The 22,006-nt window shown below is 46.8% G+C and carries 20 protein-coding genes, 1 tRNA gene and 1 riboswitch; of the genes, 16 read left to right on the forward strand and 5 right to left on the reverse strand.

The window, feature by feature from the left end; genetic code table 11:
* Window positions 1-76: transfer RNA gene (locus ACO9K6_RS14380), tRNA-Thr, on the reverse strand.
* A gap of 181 nt (window positions 77-257) precedes the next feature.
* Window positions 258-1,580 (reverse strand): hemolysin family protein, encoded by a 1,323-nt coding sequence (locus ACO9K6_RS14385; protein ID WP_424768256.1) that lies wholly within the window; start codon window positions 1,578-1,580, stop codon window positions 258-260.
* Window positions 1,581-1,822: 242 nt separating this feature from the next.
* On the opposite strand from ACO9K6_RS14385, the gene ACO9K6_RS14390 reads away from it, so the two are divergent.
* The 7 genes from ACO9K6_RS14390 to thiI all read left to right on the forward strand — a co-directional run bounded on the left by ACO9K6_RS14390 (window position 1,823) and on the right by thiI (window position 10,217).
* Window positions 1,823-2,593 carry a DUF1836 domain-containing protein gene (locus tag ACO9K6_RS14390; protein WP_424768257.1) on the forward strand — a complete coding sequence of 257 codons (771 nt, stop codon included), beginning with the start codon at window positions 1,823-1,825 and terminating at the stop codon, window positions 2,591-2,593.
* A gap of 70 nt (window positions 2,594-2,663) precedes the next feature.
* Window positions 2,664-2,748: riboswitch (cyclic di-GMP riboswitch) on the forward strand.
* A 90-nt stretch (window positions 2,749-2,838) separates the two neighbouring features.
* A complete protein-coding gene (locus ACO9K6_RS14395; RefSeq protein ID WP_424768258.1) occupies window positions 2,839-4,593 on the forward strand; it encodes a methyl-accepting chemotaxis protein in 1,755 nt (584 codons plus the stop codon).
* Between the two features lie 193 nt (window positions 4,594-4,786).
* Window positions 4,787-6,190, forward strand: coding sequence for a sensor histidine kinase (locus tag ACO9K6_RS14400; RefSeq protein WP_424768259.1), 1,404 nt, complete (start codon window positions 4,787-4,789; stop codon window positions 6,188-6,190).
* Window positions 6,177-6,881, forward strand: coding sequence for a response regulator transcription factor (locus tag ACO9K6_RS14405; RefSeq protein ID WP_424768260.1), 705 nt, complete (start codon window positions 6,177-6,179; stop codon window positions 6,879-6,881). Before ACO9K6_RS14400 ends, ACO9K6_RS14405 begins: the two co-directional genes overlap by 14 nt.
* A gap of 194 nt (window positions 6,882-7,075) precedes the next feature.
* Window positions 7,076-7,753 (forward strand): lytic transglycosylase domain-containing protein, encoded by a 678-nt coding sequence (locus ACO9K6_RS14410; RefSeq protein ID WP_424768261.1) that lies wholly within the window; start codon window positions 7,076-7,078, stop codon window positions 7,751-7,753.
* Window positions 7,754-7,845: 92 nt separating this feature from the next.
* Entirely contained in the window at window positions 7,846-8,994 is a 1,149-nt protein-coding gene (locus ACO9K6_RS14415) for a cysteine desulfurase family protein (protein ID WP_424768262.1), read from the forward strand.
* Window positions 8,995-8,996: 2 nt separating this feature from the next.
* Window positions 8,997-10,217: a tRNA uracil 4-sulfurtransferase ThiI gene (gene thiI / locus ACO9K6_RS14420; protein WP_424768263.1), complete on the forward strand. Its 1,221-nt coding sequence runs from the start codon at window positions 8,997-8,999 to the stop codon at window positions 10,215-10,217.
* Between the two features lie 30 nt (window positions 10,218-10,247).
* Here the strand turns inward: thiI and ACO9K6_RS14425 are convergent, their stop codons facing one another.
* Complete coding sequence (locus tag ACO9K6_RS14425) at window positions 10,248-10,943, reverse strand: TerC family protein (protein WP_424768264.1); 696 nt, start codon at window positions 10,941-10,943, stop codon at window positions 10,248-10,250.
* A 137-nt stretch (window positions 10,944-11,080) separates the two neighbouring features.
* On the opposite strand from ACO9K6_RS14425, the gene ACO9K6_RS14430 reads away from it, so the two are divergent.
* The 6 genes from ACO9K6_RS14430 (at window position 11,081) to ACO9K6_RS14455 (ending at window position 16,011) form a co-directional block, all read left to right on the forward strand.
* Window positions 11,081-11,740, forward strand: a complete 660-nt coding sequence (locus ACO9K6_RS14430; protein ID WP_424768265.1) for a TerC family protein — start codon at window positions 11,081-11,083, stop codon at window positions 11,738-11,740.
* A 188-nt stretch (window positions 11,741-11,928) separates the two neighbouring features.
* A complete protein-coding gene (locus tag ACO9K6_RS14435) occupies window positions 11,929-12,411 on the forward strand; it encodes a hypothetical protein (RefSeq protein WP_424768266.1) in 483 nt (160 codons plus the stop codon).
* A gap of 39 nt (window positions 12,412-12,450) precedes the next feature.
* Window positions 12,451-14,295 (forward strand): translational GTPase TypA, encoded by a 1,845-nt coding sequence (gene typA, locus ACO9K6_RS14440; RefSeq protein WP_424768267.1) that lies wholly within the window; start codon window positions 12,451-12,453, stop codon window positions 14,293-14,295.
* A gap of 74 nt (window positions 14,296-14,369) precedes the next feature.
* A complete protein-coding gene (locus ACO9K6_RS14445) occupies window positions 14,370-14,681 on the forward strand; it encodes a YlaH-like family protein (RefSeq protein WP_424768268.1) in 312 nt (103 codons plus the stop codon).
* Complete coding sequence (locus ACO9K6_RS14450; protein WP_424768269.1) at window positions 14,678-14,950, forward strand: hypothetical protein; 273 nt, start codon at window positions 14,678-14,680, stop codon at window positions 14,948-14,950. Before ACO9K6_RS14445 ends, ACO9K6_RS14450 begins: the two co-directional genes overlap by 4 nt.
* A 17-nt stretch (window positions 14,951-14,967) precedes the next feature.
* Window positions 14,968-16,011 carry an LCP family protein gene (locus tag ACO9K6_RS14455; RefSeq protein WP_424768270.1) on the forward strand — a complete coding sequence of 348 codons (1,044 nt, stop codon included), beginning with the start codon at window positions 14,968-14,970 and terminating at the stop codon, window positions 16,009-16,011.
* A 263-nt stretch (window positions 16,012-16,274) separates the two neighbouring features.
* On the opposite strand, the gene ACO9K6_RS14460 is transcribed toward ACO9K6_RS14455, so the two are convergent.
* Window positions 16,275-16,814 carry a YhcN/YlaJ family sporulation lipoprotein gene (locus tag ACO9K6_RS14460; protein ID WP_424768271.1) on the reverse strand — a complete coding sequence of 180 codons (540 nt, stop codon included), beginning with the start codon at window positions 16,812-16,814 and terminating at the stop codon, window positions 16,275-16,277.
* Window positions 16,815-16,931: 117 nt separating this feature from the next.
* Here ACO9K6_RS14460 and ACO9K6_RS14465 point away from each other — a divergent pair, with 117 nt between their 5' ends.
* Window positions 16,932-18,263: a PhoH family protein gene (locus tag ACO9K6_RS14465; protein WP_424768272.1), complete on the forward strand. Its 1,332-nt coding sequence runs from the start codon at window positions 16,932-16,934 to the stop codon at window positions 18,261-18,263.
* Window positions 18,264-18,394: 131 nt separating this feature from the next.
* The gene (locus tag ACO9K6_RS14470; protein ID WP_424768273.1) at window positions 18,395-19,639 is read left to right on the forward strand and encodes an extracellular solute-binding protein; all 1,245 of its coding nucleotides are present in this window, start codon (window positions 18,395-18,397) and stop codon (window positions 19,637-19,639) included.
* Between the two features lie 12 nt (window positions 19,640-19,651).
* Here ACO9K6_RS14470 and ACO9K6_RS14475 read toward each other — a convergent pair whose 3' ends face one another.
* Window positions 19,652-20,752, reverse strand: a complete 1,101-nt coding sequence (locus ACO9K6_RS14475; RefSeq protein WP_424768274.1) for a coiled-coil domain-containing protein — start codon at window positions 20,750-20,752, stop codon at window positions 19,652-19,654.
* An 82-nt stretch (window positions 20,753-20,834) separates the two neighbouring features.
* Here ACO9K6_RS14475 and ACO9K6_RS14480 point away from each other — a divergent pair, with 82 nt between their 5' ends.
* The gene (locus tag ACO9K6_RS14480) at window positions 20,835-21,998 is read left to right on the forward strand and encodes a class I SAM-dependent methyltransferase (RefSeq protein ID WP_424768275.1); all 1,164 of its coding nucleotides are present in this window, start codon (window positions 20,835-20,837) and stop codon (window positions 21,996-21,998) included.
* Window positions 21,999-22,006: the final 8 nt, after the last annotated feature.

Genomic DNA, 22,006 nt, shown 5'->3' on the forward strand with positions numbered 1-22,006 from the left:
TGGTGCCGTCGAGAGGACTTGAACCCCCAACCTACTGATTACAAGTCAGTTGCTCTACCAGTTGAGCTACAACGGCACGTCGTTTTTCGTGAGGCACAAGAGTTATTATTACATAAATTCAAAAAGAAATGCAAGTGTTTTTTTATTTTTTTAGGAAGGTGAAATTGCGTCTTTTAAGGGGAGAATAGTTGAATAATATGTATCAAAAAAAGCAGCCCCTATTCGAATAAAGGACTGCTTCCTGTATGTTGATCGAATTACGCTGTCTCGCTTTCAACCTGCAGCTCAGGCTCTTCAATAAGCATTTCGATTTTTCTTATACGGTTTTTACTTGCTTCGCGAATAATGAATTTAAATTGCCCGAATTGATGTTCCTTGCCCGGTTTTGGATCAGGAATCTGGCTGTATAGCCAGCCGCCTACCGTATCCACGTCCTCTTCCTCGAAGTCAATACCGGTTAAGTCACTAAGCTCTGATAGGGATACTTTACCGTCAAGCAGATAACAATTATCGGCTAGCTGTTCAATGTCTCTTCGTTCGTCGGCATCAAATTCATCGCGAATTTCACCAACAATTTCCTCTAAAATATCTTCAATCGTAAGGAGACCAGATGTTCCGCCGTATTCATCCACGAGAATCGCAATATGAACGCGTTCCTGCTGCATGCGCTTAAGCAGCAGTTTCACCGGAGTAACCTCCGACACACTGAGCACGGGATGAACCAGCTTCTTGAAATCAAAGTCTTTCTCGGAATCGTACTGCAGAAACAAGTGTTTCGTATTAATCATTCCGACAATGTTGTCCTTGCTCTCAAGCGCTACGGGGAAACGGGTGTATTGCTCCTTGCGAATAATTTCCATGTTTTCTTGTAAGGACTTGTTCGTGAACAGACAGATCATATCGGTGCGGGGCACCATAATTTCTTTGGCCAACAATTCGTCAAATGCAAAGATTCTGCTTACGAAGCCATATTCGGTATTATTGATTTTACCGCTTTGGAAGCTTTCATTCAAAATAATTTGAATCTCTTCCTCGGAATGCGCTTCCTCGTGTTCACTTGCAGGTCTCAATCCGAACAAGCGAACGAGCGCATTAGCTGAGCCGTTTAGTGTCCATATAAAAGGATACATGAGCGTATGAAAGAAAATGATCGGCTTTGCTGTAAGAAAGCTTAAATATTCAGCTTTCTGAATCGCCCAGGTTTTTGGAGCAAGTTCACCAACAACGACATGCAGAAAAGTAATGGAAACAAATGCGATTAAAAAGGATAAAATATGACTTGCGTCACTGTTTATATTTAAGCTTTCAAATAAGGGTAAAAGCAGTTTTTCAACCGTAGGCTCCCCCAGCCAGCCCAGCCCGAGAGCTGTGATTGTAATACCTAATTGGCAGGCTGACAAGTAGGCATCCAGATTACTCGTAACCCGTTGAACGGAAAGTGCGTTCTTCCGGCCCTCAAGCACTAACTGGTCAATTCGGCTGGAGCGCACTCTTACGATAGCGAACTCCGTTGCGACGAAAAAAGCAGTTAATAAAATAAGTAGAGCAACCATGAATAAATTGAATCCTATACTACCCATTTTCGCTTCTCACTACCCTTTTTTTATGAATTTTTGTATGCATATGTTCTACTATAACGAAAAAGAACCGAATATGACAAACGTCGTTTGCAACGGTATCAGGCCCTAAGGCACATTTATAGCGATTTTTAAAGCTGGAAAAGCGCAATAGCTTTCATTTTCTACTCTTTACAAGAGTCGATCTCCAGACTATGATGAGTTCATATGAACTTGAAATAACGGAAGTGCGAGGAGGAAGGGATATGGAGTCCTTTACGCTTACTCGAAAAGAGATGGCATACTTATTGCTTGCTTTGGACGGGAAACATGAACAAAAGCCGCTCCAAGTGCTGCAAGCTGCGTGGACCAAAACACATCAATCTGATTTGCAGCAGGGAAGCGGATTGCCAGCATTTTTATCTACAGTGCTTCCCCCAGTCATTGAGAAGCTGATCAAAGGCCATGATTTGAAAGGTTTTTCTTTGCATGAGATCGCTGCCCTTGGACAGCTTATTGAATATTCAAATCTGCAAATCACCTCGATGCAGAACTGGGTGAAGCGTGATTTCAAGCCTTATTTTGATTGTCCGAAGGCAGGTAAGAAATACTCGATTAACCAGACTGCATTGTTGTTTATTATTGATGATTTAAAGTCAAATCTTGATTTTGAATCCATCCGCAAGCTGTTTGAAATTGTTTTCAAGAAGCCGGAGGAGCAATCGGACGATTTAGTTGGACCTATTGAATTATATGTTTCCTATACAAGCATGTTTGAGGAGCTTGATGCGAATAATGACCAGCTGCTTGATATTTCCGGTCATCTGAAGGAAAATCCGCATCAGGATTTATTGACGGAGCATGTTATCCGATCATCCGCCAATCAGTTCGCAAGCAGATTGCCTAATTTGTCAGAGAAGCAGTGGGAAGCTGTACGTAATATTTTACTTGTTGCCGTCATTTCCATACAAACGTCCTATTTCCATTCGTTGGCTAGACGTTATTGCAATGCGACTTTGTTCCTAATTCCCGAATGATTTAGTGCTAAAGGGTTGTACATTCAGGCGGTTAAGCCCTATACTGGTTTATGTTGTAAAAAAATAGACATACTGAAAAGGGCAATCTTCTCGAAAGGGAAGGACGCAAAGTTATGGGCCTAAGGCGTAAGCGCTATGGCTGCCAGGCCGCCGGTAGGGATTGAACGCTTATTTAAAGCTGTCTGCCTCCTGTGGCTGGATAGCTTTTTTGCTTTATTTCGGGATCCAGAGGAGAGAGTGCAGCAGTGAAACTAAAGCTTTGGTACGAGAGATTGGTCCAGCAGGTCAAGAAAGCAAATGCAAAAAAAATTACGACCAAATTATTTATGATTACCGCAATCATCACAGTTTTCAATCTTGCCGCTGGCGCTTTAATTTATTTTCAGAATATGTCGGTAGCAAGCTCCGTTTCCAAGTCAGAGATACTGTCCATTGCGGAGCGTAATTATCAAAGCATTTCCAACCGATTGCTTAATACGATGCTGCTTTTGGTCGATGCCATTGAGAATAGCAATGAAGAGGCCGCGTCTATTATCGATCAGCTGGATACACTGCCAGCCGCAATGGACGAGCTGGAAAAGCAGCTTATTGAAATGGATCGGAATTATCCGACCACGGAGGACGGAAAACGATATGCGAATCAGGTCAATGTCATTAGGCTGGCATACGATGATTTAATGTCAACCAATATCGATATGACAAACTTATCCGAAGAGGAAAAATCGCTGCGTGTTAGTAAATTGACTGGAATGTATACGATCGTACTCAGCTATTCCAATCGAACGTTGACTGAAAGACTGAATGTAGACGCATTGATGACACAGGAGCAGCTGAATCGCAGCGTGTCGAGCGCGAATATAATCGTTTTGATCAACGTTATTTTGCTTGCTGTCTTGCCGGCCATTATGATTTTCAGTGTAACTCAGTCAATTAAAACAGGACTTTCAGGCATTTCAAAAAGAATTCGGGCCTATGGCAGCAATGATTTCACGAGTCAAGAGAAGCTTGCGCGCAAGGATGAATTTGGAGAGCTCGATCAGGCCTTGGCGGATATGGGCCAAAATCTTCGTGATACAATAAAATCAACGTTAACCGTGAGTGAGTCTGTGCTGCATGTATCTCGTAACATGGATGAGAAAATCAGCAGCAATCGCCAAGCCTCTGAAAATGTAAAGGAGCAGGTCGAGGATGGCAGACAGGTACTGCTTTCCCAATATGATGATGCTTCTTCGATTTCTGCCGTAACCGAGCAAATTTCGGCAAGCTCGCAAGAGATAGCCGCTTCCAGTGAATATATTAACAACGATATGCTTCAGATGAGGGAGTCGTCGCGGAACGGCTCGCAGCATATGGCCGGCGTTGTTCAAATGGTGAACGAGACTGTGGAGCAGTTTGCGAAGCTGACGGAAGTATTTGAAACGATGAATGACCGGTACAGCAATGTGTCGAAGTTTTTGAATGGCATCCAGGATTTAAATACGCAGACGAACCTGCTTTCGCTTAATGCATCTATTGAATCCGCTAGAGCGGGTGAGCATGGAAGAGGCTTTGCAGTTGTAGCCGAGGAGATTCGCAAGCTTTCCAGTCAAACGGACTTGATATCCAAGCAAATTACGAAGGAATTATCACTCATTCAGAACGATGTAGCAGCCAGCAGCCGTACGATCGGCAGCTTCGCTAATGTCATAAATTCGACTCGTCAGGCATCAGAAACGGCGAGTGAAACCTTCCAAACACTGGAATCGCAAAGCAGTGTGCTTTCTGATCAAGTGAGTGAAATATCGACTGCGATTAATGAAATTACTACAGGTATGACGCATATTGTGTCCGCTGTGGATAAGCTGCTGCACACATCAACAGATGTAAATGGCAAAATGGAGCATATGAGTGAGCTGTCCGTCAAACAGAACGGCATTTCGGATGAATTGCGCACGCTTGCCAAACAGCTTACACAATCATCTGGTGATCTTAAGGAGCGCGCGTCTGTTTTTAAGGTTTAAGACTCATGAAAAAGACACAAGCAGCAGGCACCATCCAACAATAAGGATGGTGCCTGCTGCTTGTGCATAAGTAATATAATAATGAAAGGCATGATTTTCTGACGGATGAGTTGACGGAAAGCAATTAGAAATGGTTCAATTTATTTGAAGATCCAATAGCTGAAACAGTAAGTGGTCATGAAGGAGCTTTCTTATGCTGTTCGTTCTTATTGCGTTATGGGCTATAGCGGCCATCATTTGGTTTTCGGATCGGCGCGCAGCTATTAATCGCTGGCTTGGCGCTGTTGCTTTTTGCGGAGGAGCGGGGGCGCTTGCGGCTGTGCTGGATCTGCAATGGCTTCCTGCAGCCGCCGCCGCAGGCTTGAACGAGGTTGCGCAGCAGCTGCTGTACCGCCTGCAAGGAGCGGCTTCGCTCTTATCGTATTATGGCTTGCCTTATTCATTTGTATTGTTTGCCATGGCTTATCGTCCGGTACGTCTGCCTTTACGGCTTCAGCAGTTTATGCCCTATCTGCTGCTTCTTCCAATCGCAGGCTGCCTATTGTTCACGCCATACTACACGGAGATGTACCCGATCTCGTTTAAAGTCGTTGTCTGGTGGGCGGTGCCGTATATTTTATACGGTACGGTGCAGGTGCTGCTGAGGCGGCAGCTGCATGTTTCGTTTACACGCACACATTGGATTGTATGCTCTGCGGTGCTGCCGCCTGTCATGTTCAGTATGATTATGAATTATGTGCTGCCAAGCTTCGGTATGCTTCGGATGTGGCGATATAATACTTGGATGGTTGGGCTTGGGGTTGCCGTATTTGTTGTCGGACTGTTTACCTATGGATTTATGGGCGTACGCGTGATGGTTGATCGGCGCAGATTTGATTCTACGCTGCGGGCAGTTACTTCAGGAACGGCAATTTTGAATCATGCGATTAAAAACGATGCAGGGAAAATGCGGCTGTTCTCGGAGAAGATGAAGACTTATGCCATAGAGACCGATCAGCAGGAGCTGCTGGAGGATGTGGAGACGGTGTTACAGGCTTCACGCCATATGCAGGAGATGCTCCAGCGGGTTCACCGGCGTACAGAAGATTTAGTGGTTCAAGTTGAGGCTGTTGATTTGGCAAAGCTTGTAGATGACACATTGAAGGGCTATTTGCCGATGCTTGCAGGCGTGAAGCTGCGCACCAACCTTAGTGGAGGCTGGATCTGTCAGATAGACCCCGCACAGATAAGTGAAGCGCTTGGCAATATAATTGCCAATGCCTTAGAAGCAATGAAAGGTAAAGGTGAGCTTTTTATTCAATTAACCGAATCCAAACGGGAGCTGATTATTGAGGTAACGGATACAGGGCAAGGGATGAGCAAGAAAGAGGCAACGAAGGTGCTGGAACCCTTCTATACGACAAAGAGCGCCAGTCACACGAACTTCGGTCTCGGTCTGCCATATGCCTATCATGTCATGCGCAAGCATAAGGGAATGCTGCAGCTTCGCAGCAAGGCTGGACTGGGAACCTCGGTTTTCATGGTTTTTCCAAAGCGCAGCGTGCTTGCTGAGAAGATGAATTGGACGTCGGCTGAGGAGAGTGATGCACTTGGATAAAATTAGGGTATGGATTGTTGAGGATGATCCGGATTGGCTTCGAGGTCTTATCTCCTATTTGAATAAAGAGCAGGATTTGGAGGTCGTATGGACTTCTGCTCGCCCAGAGGAGGTCAGACAAGCATTGCAGGAGGAGCGGTATTTGCAAACACCTGTCGATGTGGTACTCATGGACATCATGCTGGACGGTCGCCCCGAAGGGGTGCTGCTTGCGGAAGAGGCAGCTGCTGCTGCTGGCGCGCGAGTCATTATGCTGACTTCGATGGAGGAGAAGGACTTAATCTTCCGCTCCTTCCAGGCAGGTGCGATCGATTATCAAATCAAGTCGGATTTTGAGGGCTTGCCAGAGGTGATCAGATCTGCATTCCGAAGCCAATCTCCAATCAATGCGGCTGTAGCCGAACGGATGAGAGAGGAGTTCCGCAGGCTGAAGCAGCTCGAGCGTGAGTTCGAGGTCAAAAAGATGAATGATCTCATTACGCCTTCAGAGCTTCAGCTTCTTGAATTAGTTGATGAAGGCTATACGCAGCCGCAAATAGCAGATAAGCTGGTCGTTTCCATTCGAACGGTCAAAAATCATGTCAATCATATTTTGAAGAAGCTGAATATGCCTGGCTCTAGAGAAGCAGCCAACAAAGCGAAAGAGATGGGCTTATTTAACAATCGCAAAGACGATAATAGTACCATGTAACTATCGAACGTATAGCCCAGCAGAGCGGGTAATGCCTATAATGCGCATGATTCGCTTTTTTTGTTGAGCTAGGTTCTTCGAATGACTGGCTGTTTGCACTAAAAACATGTACAATAATAACCGATATATATGTTATCTTATAGTGGTGAACAATTTAATTCAATTATTGATGGCTTCCCAGCGAGGAGGAAAACATGAGTATTGACCCGCGAATTATAAAGACATTATTACAGCTTCAACTGACGCCCGGCTTGAATTCTAAATCAGCCTTGAACCCGTTGAACGCCGTGAATGGTACAGGTTCTGATTCATTATTCGATACGTTGTTATCCCAATATATGTCTGACAGTGCCGCGGACAGTCAAGCTTCCATGCCGGTCTTGCCTGCGGAGGCTTTGGCGCAGCTGTCATCCCTTAGCGGCGGTCTAATCAATATTGATTATTCCAATGCAGAAGCCGCGACTGCGAGTCCGAGTGAATATGATAGCATCATTGAGCAAGCGGCTTCGAGATATGGAATAGATGCCAGTCTTGTCCGAGCAGTCATTAAGACAGAATCAGGCTTCCGCGCTGATGCGGTATCCGGCTCAGGAGCAAAGGGATTAATGCAGCTGATGGACGGAACGGCTAGAGGACTTGGCGTAACGGATTCTTTCGACCCCGTTCAAAATATTAACGGCGGAACCCAATATTTAGCTTCGCTTCTCCGTAAATACAACGGCGAGGAGCAGGTCGCGCTGGCAGCCTATAATGCTGGCCCTGGAAGAGTAGACCGGACAGGTATCAAGACGAATGAACAGCTAATTGCAAATCTTGAAGCGCTGCCCGAGGAAACGCAGCGTTATGTTGCTAAAGTTCTGCAAGCACGATAGGATAGCGGCAATAAGATCACGATTGAGCTCTCTGCAGGACAAGCGGAGACAGTCGTTGATCTTTTTCTTTTTTGGAAGGAGAATGAGAACAAATGCTTTACTTTGATCATAGCGCTTCCACGCCGCCTTACGCAGAGGTGGCCCAAACGATGATGGAAGTGATGAAGTCGCAATATGCGAACCCATCATCGCTTCATCGGGCAGGCGCAGATGCCGACATGCTTATCGAGCGGTCAAGAACGTTAGTCGCCGAGCAGCTCCGTACCCACAAGGGGAACTGGTTATTTACGGGCGGCGGGACGGAGTCGAATAATTTAGCTATAAAAGGAATTGCCAAGCAATACCGGAGCAGAGGCAATCATCTGATTACAACGCAAATCGAGCATGCATCCGTATTTGAGTCGTTCGGACAGCTGGAGCAGGAAGGCTTCAGCGTCACGTATTTGCCGGTTGATGCAGCTGGTCATGTGCGAGTCGAAGATGTTAGGCAGGCTATGACTGAAGGGACGATATTGGTTAGTGTTATGCATGTGAACAATGAGATTGGCTCTATACAGCCAATTGAGGAGATTGGAGCTTTGCTGAAGACGTATCCGAAGGCCCTTTTTCATGTTGATGCGGTTCAGAGTGTCGGCAAGCTGCCCATTGCAATTGAGGAATGGGGCATAGATCTGCTGAGCGCCTCCGCCCATAAGCTCCGCGGACCCAAAGGAGTCGGGTACTTGTATGTGCGAGAGGGGATTACGCTCTATCCGATGCTTACAGGCGGATCACAGGAGCAGGGCTTTCGCGCAGGGACTCAGAATGTTCCCGGCATTGTCGCTTCGGCCAAAGCGCTTCGAATATCCCTTGCGGATATGAAGGAGCGGCACCAGCGGTTGTCTAAGCTGAAGAAGGAGCTTATTACAATTATTAATGGCATTCCTCAGCTCAGGCTGAATGGAGGAGAGCCCTCCGCAGCACATATCGTTCATTTCTCGTATCCGGGCATGAAGCCGGAGGTTATCATTCATATGCTGGAACAGCATGGTATAATGGCATCAACGAAATCGGCTTGTTCGTCAAGGGACAATAAACCTAGCCGGGTTTTACTGGCCACTGGCGCTAGCGTGGAGCAAGCGACTGGCGGCGTGCGCATCAGCTTCGGCGATGAGCATCAGGCGCGGGACATCCAGGAGCTTGGCACCGCGCTGCGCAGCATTGTCGAACATTTGCAGCCGCTTGAGAGGAGATTGACATAATATTGTTTTATGATCAGATTGTACTTCGTTATGGTGATTTAACTGTCAAAGGACGCAATCGGAATAAATTCGAGAAGCGAATGCTCCAGCAGGTGAAGCAGGCATTATCCAGCTTTGAGAATATAACTTATTTCAAATCTTACGGACGCTTGAATGTTCTTCTGAACGATCATCCTTACGAGCCCGTCGCAAATCGGTTAAAGGATTTGTTCGGTATCACATCACTCAGCCCTGTCGTGAGCGTAACCCCTGATTTGGACAACATTCGAGCGGCAGCGCTTGCGCTTATGAAGGAGCTGCCCGATAAGCCTGCTACCTTCAAGGTCAATGTCAAGCGTGTGTGGAAGAAATTCCCTTTCACCTCGCACGAAATGAACCATTTGGTCGGCAGTCATGTGCTGCGTGAGCTGCCGAACCTTAAGGTTGATGTAAGAAAGCCGGAGATTGAGCTTCGCGTCGATATTCAGGAGGAAGCGGTATATCTCTTCCACGAGGTCATTCCTGCTGCCGGCGGTTTTCCTTATGCGACAAACGGCAAAGCGATGCTTCTTCTCTCAGGGGGGATCGACAGCCCTGTAGCAGGCTGGATGGCTCTGCGCAAAGGATTGGAGCTGGAGGCAGTACATTTCCACAGCTACCCGTTCACAAGTGACAAGGCAAAGGAAAAAGTGATCGAGCTTGCCAAACGATTATCCTATTATTGTGGAGAGCCGCTTAAGCTGCATCTTGTTCCTTTTACGGAAATACAGACCACGCTTGCGCAAGCAAATAATGATAATCTTATCATTACGCTTATGCGCAGGGCCATGCTCCGGATTACAGAGCAGCTTGCCGAGCGGAATGGGGCATATGGCATCGTAACCGGCGAGAGCCTCGGTCAGGTAGCCAGCCAGACGCTGCCCAGCATGAATGTGATCGGCCGAGCTGCCGAGCTGCCGCAGCTGAAGCCGCTTATTATGATGGACAAGCAGGAAATCATTGATGTCGCTGTACGAATCGGAACATTCGAGACATCGATTTTGCCTTATGAGGATTGCTGCACCTTGTTTTTGCCGAAATCGCCAAGCACGAATCCTAATCTCAGAATTGTTGAGAAGGTGGAGAGCAAGATTGGCAATTATGCCGGACTGCTGACTGCTGCGGTAGAGGGTACAGAGGAGCTTTTGCTGACGCCTGACAGCCAAACGGCGACGCAGGCGGCAGGCGAGGACAGCTGGTTTTAGTGATAGGAATGAGAAAAAGCAGAGATCCCGCTAACGGGCTCTGCTTTTTTGCTGTTCTGTCCCGTTTTTATGCTTATTCGTAAAATAGCCTACGGCTACGGTCACGATTACGACACCGATAATAAACGACCAATGAAAAACGGGATTGTCCTCCAGATACCCGTTAAACGATTTTTCATGTGTGATCATTTTTGCGGCTGTATAAGCAAGAACGGCAGATCCGATGTAAATGATCCATTCGTAACGATTGATTAGCTTAATGAAAAGCGTACTGCCCCATACGACGACAGGGACGCTTATGATAAGCCCAAGAACAACGAGCAAAGTATTGCCGTGAGCCGCGCCCGCTACTGCAATGACGTTATCTATGCCCATTGCTGCATCGGCGATGATAATCGTTCTAATGGATTGCCATAGCGTGTTTCCAGCCGTAATGCCGTCATGATTTTTTTCCTGAACGACTAATTTGTAGGCGATCCAGATGAGAAGCAGCCCCCCAATCAAATTAAGCCACGGAACATTTAACAGCTGAACGACGAGCAGCGTGGCAATCACGCGTATGCCGACAGCGCCTACCGTTCCCCATATGACGGCTTGCCTTTGCTGCTCCTTGGGCAAATTGCGCGCAGCTAGTCCGATAACAATCGCGTTATCACCAGCCAAAATGAGATCGATAAATACGATCGTTAGCAGCGCGGTGAAAAACTCGACTGAGAAAAAATCCAAAGGTCGTTTCCTCCTTTCCTGTCAAATGCTTCAATAGATCTTTACATAGATATGTCTTCGACGTCAGATGGATTCAGCGTTTTGCGGACATATTTCCCACAGCTTGTTCATACAGCTGATTAGAGGGGGGATGCACGTTGGACAGCATATTTATTTTTATCCAAATTGTTTTAATTAATGTATTGCTTAGCGGAGATAATGCGATCGTTATCGCCATGGCAAGCAGCCAGCTTCCGCCAGAACAGCGCAAACGGGCGATATGGTGGGGAGCGCTTGCAGCTGTTGGATTGCGGTGCATACTCACGGTTGTCGCGATTTCATTGCTGGAGATTCCTTATTTGCAGGCTGCAGGCGCATTGTTATTATTCTATATCGCAGTCAAGCTGTTGACGGAGGCTGGAGAGCAGCCGGGCGCACATCATGTGAAGAAGGCAAAAACGATCGGTCAAGCTATATGGACGATTGTGGTTGCGGATTTTGTCATGAGCCTTGATAATGTGCTTGCCATCGCAGCAGTAGCAAACGGAGACATGGCGCTCATCTTGCTTGGTATAGCGCTGAGTATTCCGATGATAATTTGGGGCAGTCAGCTGCTTGGAAGCTTGCTGCAGCGGTTGCCGGCCCTTTCTTATATCGGTGCAGCGCTGCTTGCGTATGCAGCAGGAGAAATGCTTATGCATGATCCGGGTTTCAATCAGCTGCTGTTTCAAGGGTCAAAGACGCTGGCTGAAGCCATACCCCTGTTATGTGTACCGCTTGTTATCGTGATTGCGATTTTAAGAAAAAAGGCGGTTTAGAAAGGCTTTAGACACAGACCGTTCACGTCAAAAATGGCGGAACGGTTTTTTTTTGCGAAGTCTTGAGCTTCATACTGGTATTTTTGGTTCACTTCCATTAAACTAGTATAGATAAAAACTGTCGTCTTTCGTCAAAATATAAGTTTGATATATGATTTGCGAAGGATGTTGTAAGGAGCGGAACGCGAATGCCTAATAACAAATATTCCGCTGGAATTATTTTGCTGTTAGCCGGAATCGTTATATTGTTGGGCAAGTTAGGTGTATTCAGCTTTCTGGGAGCGATCTTCTGGCCGCTGCTTGTTTTGATTCCTGGATTGCTGCTGCACGTGCTTTATTTCGGCAGGCTCGTTCCAGCATTCGTGCTCATCCCTGGCGGGATGCTTATCGTTTATGCCCTGCTATTTATCGTTTGCAACCTTTTTGGATGGGATAGCTTGAAATATTTGTGGCCGCTGTTTATATTCGGAGTAGCAGCAGGTCTTTACGAATATTATTTGTTCGGTTCATCCAGACCGCGTGTTGTGCTCACGGCTTCGATTGCACTTGCTGCCGCATCGGCCGTGTTCGTTGTTCTTGTTTTATTATGGAGTTGGGGGATCTATGCGATTGCTGTTGCGTTAATTGCAGCAGGTGTTTGGATGATGCTAAGCAAACGCAGACGTTGGTAAAAGGTTTAAATAAAAAACAATTGGAGTGGATTATTAGTTATGCAAGCAAGAGAGAATTTACGGAATATCGCCATTATTGCCCACGTTGACCATGGTAAAACGACATTGGTTGACAAACTGCTTCAACAATCAGGTACGTTCCGCGACCATGAAGCAGTACAGGAACGCGCAATGGACTCTAATGATCTTGAGCGTGAACGCGGTATTACGATTTTGGCTAAGAACACAGCCATCAACTACAAAGACTACTTGATTAACATTGTGGATACGCCTGGACATGCTGACTTCGGCGGCGAGGTTGAGCGTATTATGAAAATGGTTGACGGCGTTCTATTGGTCGTTGATGCATTCGAGGGCTGTATGCCGCAAACGAAATTCGTTTTGCGCAAAGCGCTTGAATCAAATCAGACACCAATTGTTGTCGTGAACAAGATTGACCGTCCAAACGCTAGGCCCCAAGAAGTTGTGGATGAGGTTCTTGATCTATTCATCGAGCTGGGCGCAAATGACGAGCAGCTTGAGTTCCCAGTTGTTTATGCGTCTGCGCTACAGGGTACATCCAGTCTAGATCCTGAGAAACAGGACGAAAACATGGAAGCTCTATATGAAACCATCGTCAGCAATATCCCGTCGCCAACCGAGGATTTGGAACAGCCATTGCAATTCCTTGTTACATTGCTTGATTACAACGAGTACCTTGGCCGTATTGCAATCGGACGCGTTAACCGCGGTATCATTAAGCAAGGTCAAACCGTTGCGGTTATGACTCGTGAGGGTGCAAACAAACAAGCAAGAATCGAAAAGCTATTTGGTTTTGTAGGATTGAAGCGCGTTGAGATTGCTGAAGCAGGCGCAGGCGATATCGTAGCGATTGCAGGTATCCGTGAAATTAACATCGGAGAGACAATTGCTGATCCGCAGAATCCGGAAGCTTTGCCGGTTCTAAAAATCGACGAGCCTACACTTCAGATGACTTTCCTAGTGAACAACAGCCCGTTCGCAGGCCGTGAAGGCAAGTGGGTTACATCCCGCAAGCTTCGTGAGCGTCTCTTCAAAGAGCTTGAGACGGACGTTGCGCTGCGCGTAGAAGAAACAGAAAGCCCGGATGCGTTTATCGTTTCTGGCCGTGGTGAGCTTCACCTTGGTATTCTAATCGAGAATATGCGTCGTGAAGGCTTTGAGCTGCAAGTATCTAAGCCTGAAGTCATCATTAAGGAAATCGACGGGAAGAAGCAAGAGCCTTATGAGCGTTTATTAATCGATACGCCAGAGGAAAGCATGGGCGCCGTTATGGAGAGTCTTGGAACACGAAAAGCCGAAATGATCAACATGATCAATAACGGCAACGGACAAGTTCGTTTGGAATTCAGAATTCCTGCACGTGGTTTGATTGGGTACCGTACACAATTCTTGACGCTGACACGCGGCTACGGCATTATGAACAATGCATTTGACAGCTACGGTCCGCTTGCCGGCGCAGGCGTTGGCGGCCGTCATCAAGGCGTTCTTGTAGCAAGCGAGAACGGAACCTCCACTTTCTACGGCATGATGGGTGTAGAGGATCGCGGTATTCAGTTCTTGGAGCCTGGTACCGAAATTTATGAAGGCATGATCGTTGGCGAGCATACTCGCGAGAACGACATCATCGTCAACATTTGTAAAGTAAAACAGCTGAACAACATTCGTTCCGCGGGTAAGGACGATACCGTTACGCTGAAAAGCCCTCGTCTATTCTCGCTTGAGCAAGCGCTTGAGTACTTGAACGATGATGAGTATTGTGAAATAACACCAAAGTCGATTCGTCTTCGCAAAAAGATTTTGAATAAGAGTGAACGTGAACGTGCTGAGAAGCACCGCAAAACAGCTCAACAATCCGGCGTATAAGCGAATGAACTCAACAAGCGTAAGGTTTTGCACCCGCAAAGCCTTACGTTTTGTTTAAAGAGGAGGTAGTTTACATGCAAGCGTGGCTAAGTGACCATAAGCTCGTCTCTTATTTGCTCATTCTGGGCTTTACGATCTATATATTCAACAAAGTATTTCGTCCCCAGCAGAAGCTTCCGCTGTTCAAAGAAATACTTGTCCACCTATTGATCGCGTTCGGATCTTTTATTCTCATGATCCTGCAGGTTGACAAGCTGCCAATTATACAATGTATGGGTGTAGCTGTCATTATGATGATGATGCTCCGGGGACGTCAATTGTACGATAAATGGAAAAGTAAAAGGGATGTGGATCCCTCTGCGCAAAATGCGGAATCCGGCAAATGAAGTTCGAGGACGCACTCTTTAATTGGCTGCAAATTCGGCTCGTCGCGAATGCCCGGCCAGATGATCAAGCGGCACAGGAAACTGTCGAGTTTTTTGTCTTAATTTTGAAGGAGGATCACGGTCTGACGAGCTTTGATGTGACAAGGTCTGACGACACGATGATTCATGTAAAGTACGAAAAGGATGGACGATCCAAGTTGCAGCTTTACCCTAGGGAAGCTGCTGAGCAGCTGCTGACGGACATCGAAGCGAATCCAAAATACAACTGAGCTTGTAGGTGAAAGCGATGAGTCAAGGTTCGACAACATTACCTCCAAGATCGGGTGCTCGCAAGCCGGCCAAACCGAAGAATCAGAAGCCGCGCAAGAAGCGTTCGGTTTTAAAAACTCTTTTTGTGCTATTCTTTGGTTTTCTGCTTCTTGTAGCAGGTGGTCTTGCCTATTTGGTGTTTAAAACAGACGGTGCAATTGACCAAATTGGGGTAGATAACAATACGGTAGTCATACCTGCCGGGGAATCGGTTAAAGAGAAGCCGGTCGCTATCCTTCTGATGGGTCTGGATTCGAGAGCTCGGGGCGGCAGCTTAAATACGGATGTTATGATGGTAGCAACTTTTAATCCGAATACCAAAAAAGCAACCGTAGTTTCGATTCCGCGCGACTCGAAAATAGATGTCGAGGGCTATAGAGAGCGGAAGGCCAACGCTTTTTATGCGGATTTCTACAGTGTCGGTTTAAGAGATGGGCTGGATAAGGATGCAGCCTATGCCAATGCGAAGCAGGAAGTAAGCAAGGTAATGAGCAAGCTGTTCGGTATCGACGTGCAATATGCGGCTGTTATCAACTTCCAGGGCTTTGCCGATGTTGTGGATGCTCTTGGCGGCGTAAAGGTAAACGTTGATAAGAGAATGAAATACAGGGATACTGCTGACGGCACGAATATTGATTTGCAGCCTGGCGAACAAGTGCTAAGCGGCGACCAGGCACTTGATTTTGTCCGTTATCGCAAGTCAAACGATGGGACAAATATGTCCAGTGACTTCGAGCGTAATGAGCGGCAAAGCCGAGTGATCGGCGCGCTTACGGACAAAATGAAATCACTTGGCGGGGCTGCAAGGATCGGCTCCGTAATTGAGGCTGTCGGCAACAATTTAACGATGACGATGCCTTCGAGTGAAATTAAAAGCATGATGACGACCTATTTCGGGATTAGCGGCAGCGACATCACGTTTATTCCGCTTGAAGGGAATTGGCATAGTCCTTATGTCTATTTGAATGAGGCGAAGCTTGAGGAAGCCAGGGCAGCACTGAAGTCAAAAATGGCTGAATAACCATAGACGATCTATAATAAACTAGATATAATAATGGTACAGAGGCCATTTTTGAATTCTGTTTAGAAGGAGGTCATGTGAATGACCGAATCCGCAGACTTAAGAACGATTGAAAAATTTTATTTGCGAGCGGCGGAATGTCTAGCTGTACAAGTTCCCGTTGTCATTTTTAAAGCCTAGTGACTGTTCACTAGGCTTTTTGCGTCTTTTGGGAGCTTTTACGAAATAGTAATGAAACAGGCTTGTGGTTCAAGCCAAAGCAATCATTTGCTTCTGTTCATTTGGGAAGATTTCTGATGCGCAGGCTCCCTAGGCATAACATCCCGAGGAAGCTGTGGAACTACCCGACCTATAATGTCGGCCATTTCCTCAGCGAATCCAGCTATTGGTCTTCCGCGCCGGATGTCGGCACCCATTTCATTAAGTCTCTGTGACAGATCCATATCAGCAGTCACAAGAGCATCGACGCCATAAGGATCGTTGTGGAATGCTTCCGCAACAGAATATTTAATCGTCCCTACGCGGGAGCGATCCAAATTGGCGTCAACGTCTATTCCTACGACTGCGGTATTTCCGAACACAACACAGTGCGCATTCTTTACGCCATGAATTCCTTTAGCCAACTGCTCCAGATGTGCAGCCACCTGTGCTGAATTTTTAATTTCTTTTTTTCTTGGTTCTGTCTGCTGAACCCGAACTTTGCCATTATTTTGTGGAGAGGGTGATGTTTCATTACGTGCGACGGTGCTGCAGCCTGTCGCTACTATTGCAACAATTATCGCTGAAGTAAGCCATTTAAGCATGTTTTTCCACCTCTTTTTTTGTTGAATATGCTAGCTGTTATCCAGCCATAGTTTGTCCGCAGCTTAGCAAGGCTATGTATGCCTTAGTTTAAATATCCAACGCCGGGAGGGGTTTTTATGAAGAAAATATACGTGCTAGATACTAATGTGCTGCTTCATGATCCGCAAGCCATTTTTGCTTTCGACGATAATGAGGTCATCATTCCCGCGATTGTGTTGGAGGAAATTGATTCTAAAAAGAGACTGGCTGATGAATTAGGACGCAATGCACGTTCGATCTCGCGGCTGCTTGACAAGATGAGAGAGAAAGGGCATCTGCACGAAGGAATTGAGCTCCCAAGCGGTGGCCTGCTTAAGGTGGAATTGAATCATCGAAGCTTCAAGCGCGTACAAGAAATGTTTGGAGATATGTCAAATGATAATCGTATTTTGGCGGTAGCTCTAAATTATCATATCGAGCAAGAAAATGAGGAACAGAAGCGAAGGGTTGTACTCATAAGCAAAGATGTGCTGGTAAGAATTAAGGCTGACGTGCTTGGCCTTCAAGCGCAGGATTATTTGTCTGATCGCGTAGTGGTCTCCTCTGACTTCTATGCCGGTTATATGACGCTGTTTGTTCATCCCTCCGTCATCGATGAGTTTTACACGTACCGGTTTCTGACGGTTAACAGTATGCATCTTTCTATCCGATTAAATGCCAATGAATTTGTCATTCTGCGTGATGAAATGGGTACCTCGAAGTCAGCCTTGCTGAAGGTTAGCCAGGATGGTGCTAGGCTTGAGCCGCTATTTCTGAGCAATGAACCAGTATGGGGAATTACAGCACGGAGCGCGCAGCAGCGTATGGCGCTTGAGCTGCTGCTTAACGACGATATTCCGCTCGTAACGCTTACAGGGAAGGCCGGAACGGGGAAGACGCTGCTTGCGCTTGCTGCAGGACTTCTGAAGACCGAGGATGAGCATAAGTATAAGAAGTTGCTGATCGCAAGACCTGTTGTGCCTATGGGGAAGGACATCGGTTATTTGCCAGGTGAGAAGGAAGAGAAGCTCCGGCCCTGGATGCAGCCCATCTACGATAATTTGGAGTATTTATTTGATACGAAGAAAGCTGGAGATATCGATAAAATATTGATGGGCATGGGCAGCATTCAGGTAGAGGCACTGACGTATATTCGCGGCAGATCGATTCCAGGACAGTTCATTATTATAGATGAAGCGCAGAACTTAACAAAGCATGAGGTGAAAACGATCGTATCCCGTGTAGGAGAAGGCAGTAAAATTGTGCTGATGGGGGATCCTGAACAAATTGATCATCCGTATCTTGATTCGATCAGCAATGGCCTAACGCATGCTGTTGAAAGGTTTAAGGGCGAGGCAATCAGTGGTCATATGACGCTTGAGAAAGGTGAGCGTTCGAAGCTCGCGCAGCTCGCTGCGGATTTGCTGTAATCGTTGCGAAATCTCCCTCTTGTCCGAGGGGGATTTATTTTGTTTTATTTTGTATAGCAGGTTCACTTGGACAAGAAAGGAAATTATTGCTATCCTATCCCTATAGATTCAAGGGTGAAAGGAAGAGTGATGTGACCTCCAAAAAATATGTACCGTTTATTATTGGCGTGTTACTGCTTACAGCATTGCTGTTGATTCCATTCTCGAAGCATACAAACCCGACAAATCATAGACAACCCGATGACAATACGACAATTCAGCCCGCACAAGGAGAGCTTATCATCGATCAGCTGTCAGAAATTCATGTAAACGTTTCCTTGCCCGCGGCTGAATTTGAGTTGCTGACGGAGCGCAATCGTCATTTTATGATGAAGTATCCGCATATCGATGTTCAGCTTACGAATGAGCCCTCAACAGATAAGGCATACGCGGAATGGACGCTGCAGAGCCGTCAAGGCGAAGCCGCAGATGTTATGCTGCTTGACAATGACTGGGTTAAGCCATTCGCCGTCAGTGGCTTTCTTCAGGCCGTTGACAGCATTATGACGGGTGATGTGTTAAGCGATCAAATGATTGGCCTTTTGGAGCTTTTAAAATGGAACGGTTATATATGGGGGGTACCCAAGGATGTGAACCCTTATGTCGTTGCATGGAGCAGCAATCTGCTTGAGCAGTCGGGGTTTCAGACAGCGCCTGCGGAATGGACCGCATATCAAGCGGTTGCCAATCAAGCTATCGCAAGCAATCCTCAGGTCACTATTGTTCAGTTAAGCGAAGACAATTTGAAGCAGCAGCTGGTTTGGCTTGCGACGTTCCAAACGGAGCAGACCAGCTTGATTAATTTGAAGGCTTATAACAATTTGCAGATGGATCAGCTCCAATGGCTGCGGACGATGGAACAGCATGTTGGCCGGCAGAAGCTGGAGGATGTTCAGGCTATAGCGGAATCTATTCTAGAGAACAGACTGCTTGCGGCTGTTATACCATGGGCCGTATATGAGAATTTAAGTGAATCGATTAGAAGCGAGCTCATTGTAGATCGCAATCGGACCTTCTACCCTTGGTTGAATGGCCGAAGCTACGTTATATCCTCTGGTACTGAGGCGGAGGAGGAGGCGATGCTGTGGATCCAGGAGGTAACAGATATCTACGAGCAGCAGAAAAACTATGATCTGTTTAACCTCTTGCCGGTACGTGCTTCGTTATATGCGTTGAATCGCGATATTCAGATTGTGCAGGCTCGGATGCCGCCGGCATGGTGGGAGAGACTGCTTAACGTAAAGCAGCCACCCGAGCAGCTGCCGCTTCCAGATCCGCTATGGCCAGAAAAATGGAAATTAAAAAAAGAAGAGACTGCGCTGATTTACAGCGATTAGTCTCTTCTTACTTTAGAGCTTAAGACTTAACTTAATCGTCAACTCGCCGTCCTTCATCTGTACGTCATTTGCTTTGAGGAAGGAGACAATCAGATCGGGGTAAAACCCGAGATCAAATTCCTGCTCTAATGCTTTACCGGTTGTATCAGGCAGCTTGAATCCGTTAAATAAGAGCTCATCCACATGAAATAGTATTGCATTTTTTGGCTCACTCTCAATCGTGTAACGACCGGCAATGCGGATTTCCATATTGCCGCGCTGTCCCTGCGCAATAACCTGATCATTCATAAAATGAAATGAGAAGTGATTGAAAATATCATTTTGCTCACGCAGAAATGCGTTAATCTCATCCTCTGGCACCTTTATCGTATAATTAAAGCCTTTGATTTCCAGAAGCTCTTTATTGTCCTGTACCCAGTCTGGAAGTTTCCGCATAGCTCTTGACAGCTCCCGGAAGTAAGTTTTGACCTCATTTATACCGGCGGTTTCCCAGAATGCTGTCAGCTCCTGAATTAATAGGCGAAGCCTGTCGGCATCTGATCTCCCTGCAAGCTGATCATCCAGCTGCCGTTCCAGAGCTAACACCCGCCCGCGCTGCGTTTGCAGCTGCTTCTCAACGGCCGCAAGCTCGACTTGTCTTGTCGTGAGCTGCTCGTAGCCAGCCTTAATTTTTCTATATTGCTCCACATAAGTATTCAAGGTATGCTTGTCGTGAGTTAGAATGATCTGGACGTAATCCAGCATTTGAAATAATTCCGGCAACGAATCGAAGGATAACAGCGCACTAAACAAATAGTCCCGATCTCCCATATAATAAGCGCGCAGCGTATTGCCGGCTTCATCCTGTTTGTCCGATATTTGCTCCTGCTGAAGCGTTAATTCACGCTCAGTTTCTGTCATCTGAAGGGTAAGCTGCTCCTTTTGCTCCTGGATGCGGCCGATTTCTTTATCGATTTCCACAACGGACAGACTTTTTTCAAGCAGTGAATGCAAATCCTCTTCGTTTGTTGACGCAGGCTCCGCCGAAACAGGAAGCCGAAGCACGAGCAGCGCAAGCAATAGCATGGCAGCTGCAGCAAGGGTGAGACGATTTTTTTTGACGGGTTCGTTCAACGGCATCCTCCCTCCTCAGCTATCATCTTATGCGTCAATCTTATCTATTATATCTCACTATTGGAAAAGGATGAAGGATACGATGAAGGAAAGCTCGCTTCCGGCCAAGATATCGAAGCAAATCGCTGAAGCTCCTACACTAGGCTGGTATAAAGCTGATGACGGTGTAAAGCATGCGGTCAAGTGTATTTCATTTCAACAGTATATGAATGCTTGTTTGTATGACGAGAAGGATGGCTATTACCGCTCAGGCCCAGTTCGTATTGGCAAGGAAGGGGATTTCTACACAAGCTCCGGTGTGGGACGAGTTCTGGCGGAGATACTTGCAAGGTACATCCATTCCTGCGGCTTGATGACGGATAAGCCGCTGCAGCTTATCGAGTGGGGGGCTGGAACGGGCAGGCTGTCCGCTCAAATCGCTGCTGCAGGAAAAGAGCTAAGCCCTGATTGGGAGGAGCGATTCCCATCTGTACAAATCGAGGATCATCCTTTACATGCTGATGCTGCCCGTGGAGCGTTAAGCATGGCAGCAGGCATAGAGGAGCGGCACTTCAAAATCATAACATCAGAGCAGGCTTGGGAGAAGGGTGTGCACAGACAGCCGGGGATTGTGCTTGCAAATGAGCTGCTGGACGCATTCCCTGTCCATCGCGTTCAACAGGTTGAGGGGGAATTAGTCGAGCTAGGCGTAGCTGGAAATGCGGAGCTGGGATTTTATGAGGTGTATATGCCGCTCTCGGACCATCGGTTTAACGAATGGCTCGAGCGTGACGGCATTCAATTGAAGGATGGCCAGCGGACGGAAATCCATGCGGCCGCAGCTGATTTTCTGAAGCGGTTAGGCGCTGAAATGACCTGTGGCCGCCTCATTCTAATCGATTACGGCCATGAAGCGGCGGAGTATGCGGCGGAGCATCGTATGAATGGAACACTCATGTGTTACTGGCGGCATCAAGCAAGTGATACGCCCTTCGAGCGCATAGGCGAGCAGGATATCACCTCTCATGTTCCCTTTACGTTTGTCCGTCATGCAGCGGAGGAGGCCGGCTGGGAGCTAGTCAGCTACACGACCCAAAAGCAGTTTTTGATGGATAATGGCGTATTCGATCTGCTACAAAACGATAGCGGCAAAGATCCTTTCAGCGAGACAGCAAAAATGAACCGGGCCGTTCGGCAGCTTTTGCTGAGTGACCAAATGAGCGAGTCCTTTAAAGTAATGATTTTGGATATAAAAGCGCAACACTAAAAACGGTG

It is taken from the genome of Paenibacillus praedii, assembly GCF_049725345.1.
Classification (GTDB): Bacteria; Bacillota; Bacilli; order Paenibacillales; family Paenibacillaceae; genus Pristimantibacillus.

What these genes read in the sequence shown, in the direction of transcription:
- ACO9K6_RS14385 (WP_424768256.1), bottom strand. Translation starts at nt 1,580, where the DNA reads ATGGGTAGTATAGGATTCAATTTATTCATGGTTGCTCTACTTATTTTA.
- ACO9K6_RS14390 (WP_424768257.1), top strand. Translation starts at nt 1,823, where the DNA reads ATGGAGTCCTTTACGCTTACTCGAAAAGAGATGGCATACTTATTGCTT.
- ACO9K6_RS14400 (WP_424768259.1), top strand. Translation starts at nt 4,787, where the DNA reads ATGCTGTTCGTTCTTATTGCGTTATGGGCTATAGCGGCCATCATTTGG.
- ACO9K6_RS14405 (WP_424768260.1), top strand. Translation starts at nt 6,177, where the DNA reads ATGCACTTGGATAAAATTAGGGTATGGATTGTTGAGGATGATCCGGAT.
- ACO9K6_RS14410 (WP_424768261.1), top strand. Translation starts at nt 7,076, where the DNA reads ATGAGTATTGACCCGCGAATTATAAAGACATTATTACAGCTTCAACTG.
- ACO9K6_RS14415 (WP_424768262.1), top strand. Translation starts at nt 7,846, where the DNA reads ATGCTTTACTTTGATCATAGCGCTTCCACGCCGCCTTACGCAGAGGTG.
- ACO9K6_RS14435 (WP_424768266.1), top strand. Translation starts at nt 11,929, where the DNA reads ATGCCTAATAACAAATATTCCGCTGGAATTATTTTGCTGTTAGCCGGA.
- typA (WP_424768267.1), top strand. Translation starts at nt 12,451, where the DNA reads ATGCAAGCAAGAGAGAATTTACGGAATATCGCCATTATTGCCCACGTT.
- ACO9K6_RS14445 (WP_424768268.1), top strand. Translation starts at nt 14,370, where the DNA reads ATGCAAGCGTGGCTAAGTGACCATAAGCTCGTCTCTTATTTGCTCATT.
- ACO9K6_RS14450 (WP_424768269.1), top strand. Translation starts at nt 14,678, where the DNA reads ATGAAGTTCGAGGACGCACTCTTTAATTGGCTGCAAATTCGGCTCGTC.
- ACO9K6_RS14455 (WP_424768270.1), top strand. Translation starts at nt 14,968, where the DNA reads ATGAGTCAAGGTTCGACAACATTACCTCCAAGATCGGGTGCTCGCAAG.
- ACO9K6_RS14460 (WP_424768271.1), bottom strand. Translation starts at nt 16,814, where the DNA reads ATGCTTAAATGGCTTACTTCAGCGATAATTGTTGCAATAGTAGCGACA.
- ACO9K6_RS14465 (WP_424768272.1), top strand. Translation starts at nt 16,932, where the DNA reads ATGAAGAAAATATACGTGCTAGATACTAATGTGCTGCTTCATGATCCG.
- ACO9K6_RS14480 (WP_424768275.1), top strand. Translation starts at nt 20,835, where the DNA reads ATGAAGGAAAGCTCGCTTCCGGCCAAGATATCGAAGCAAATCGCTGAA.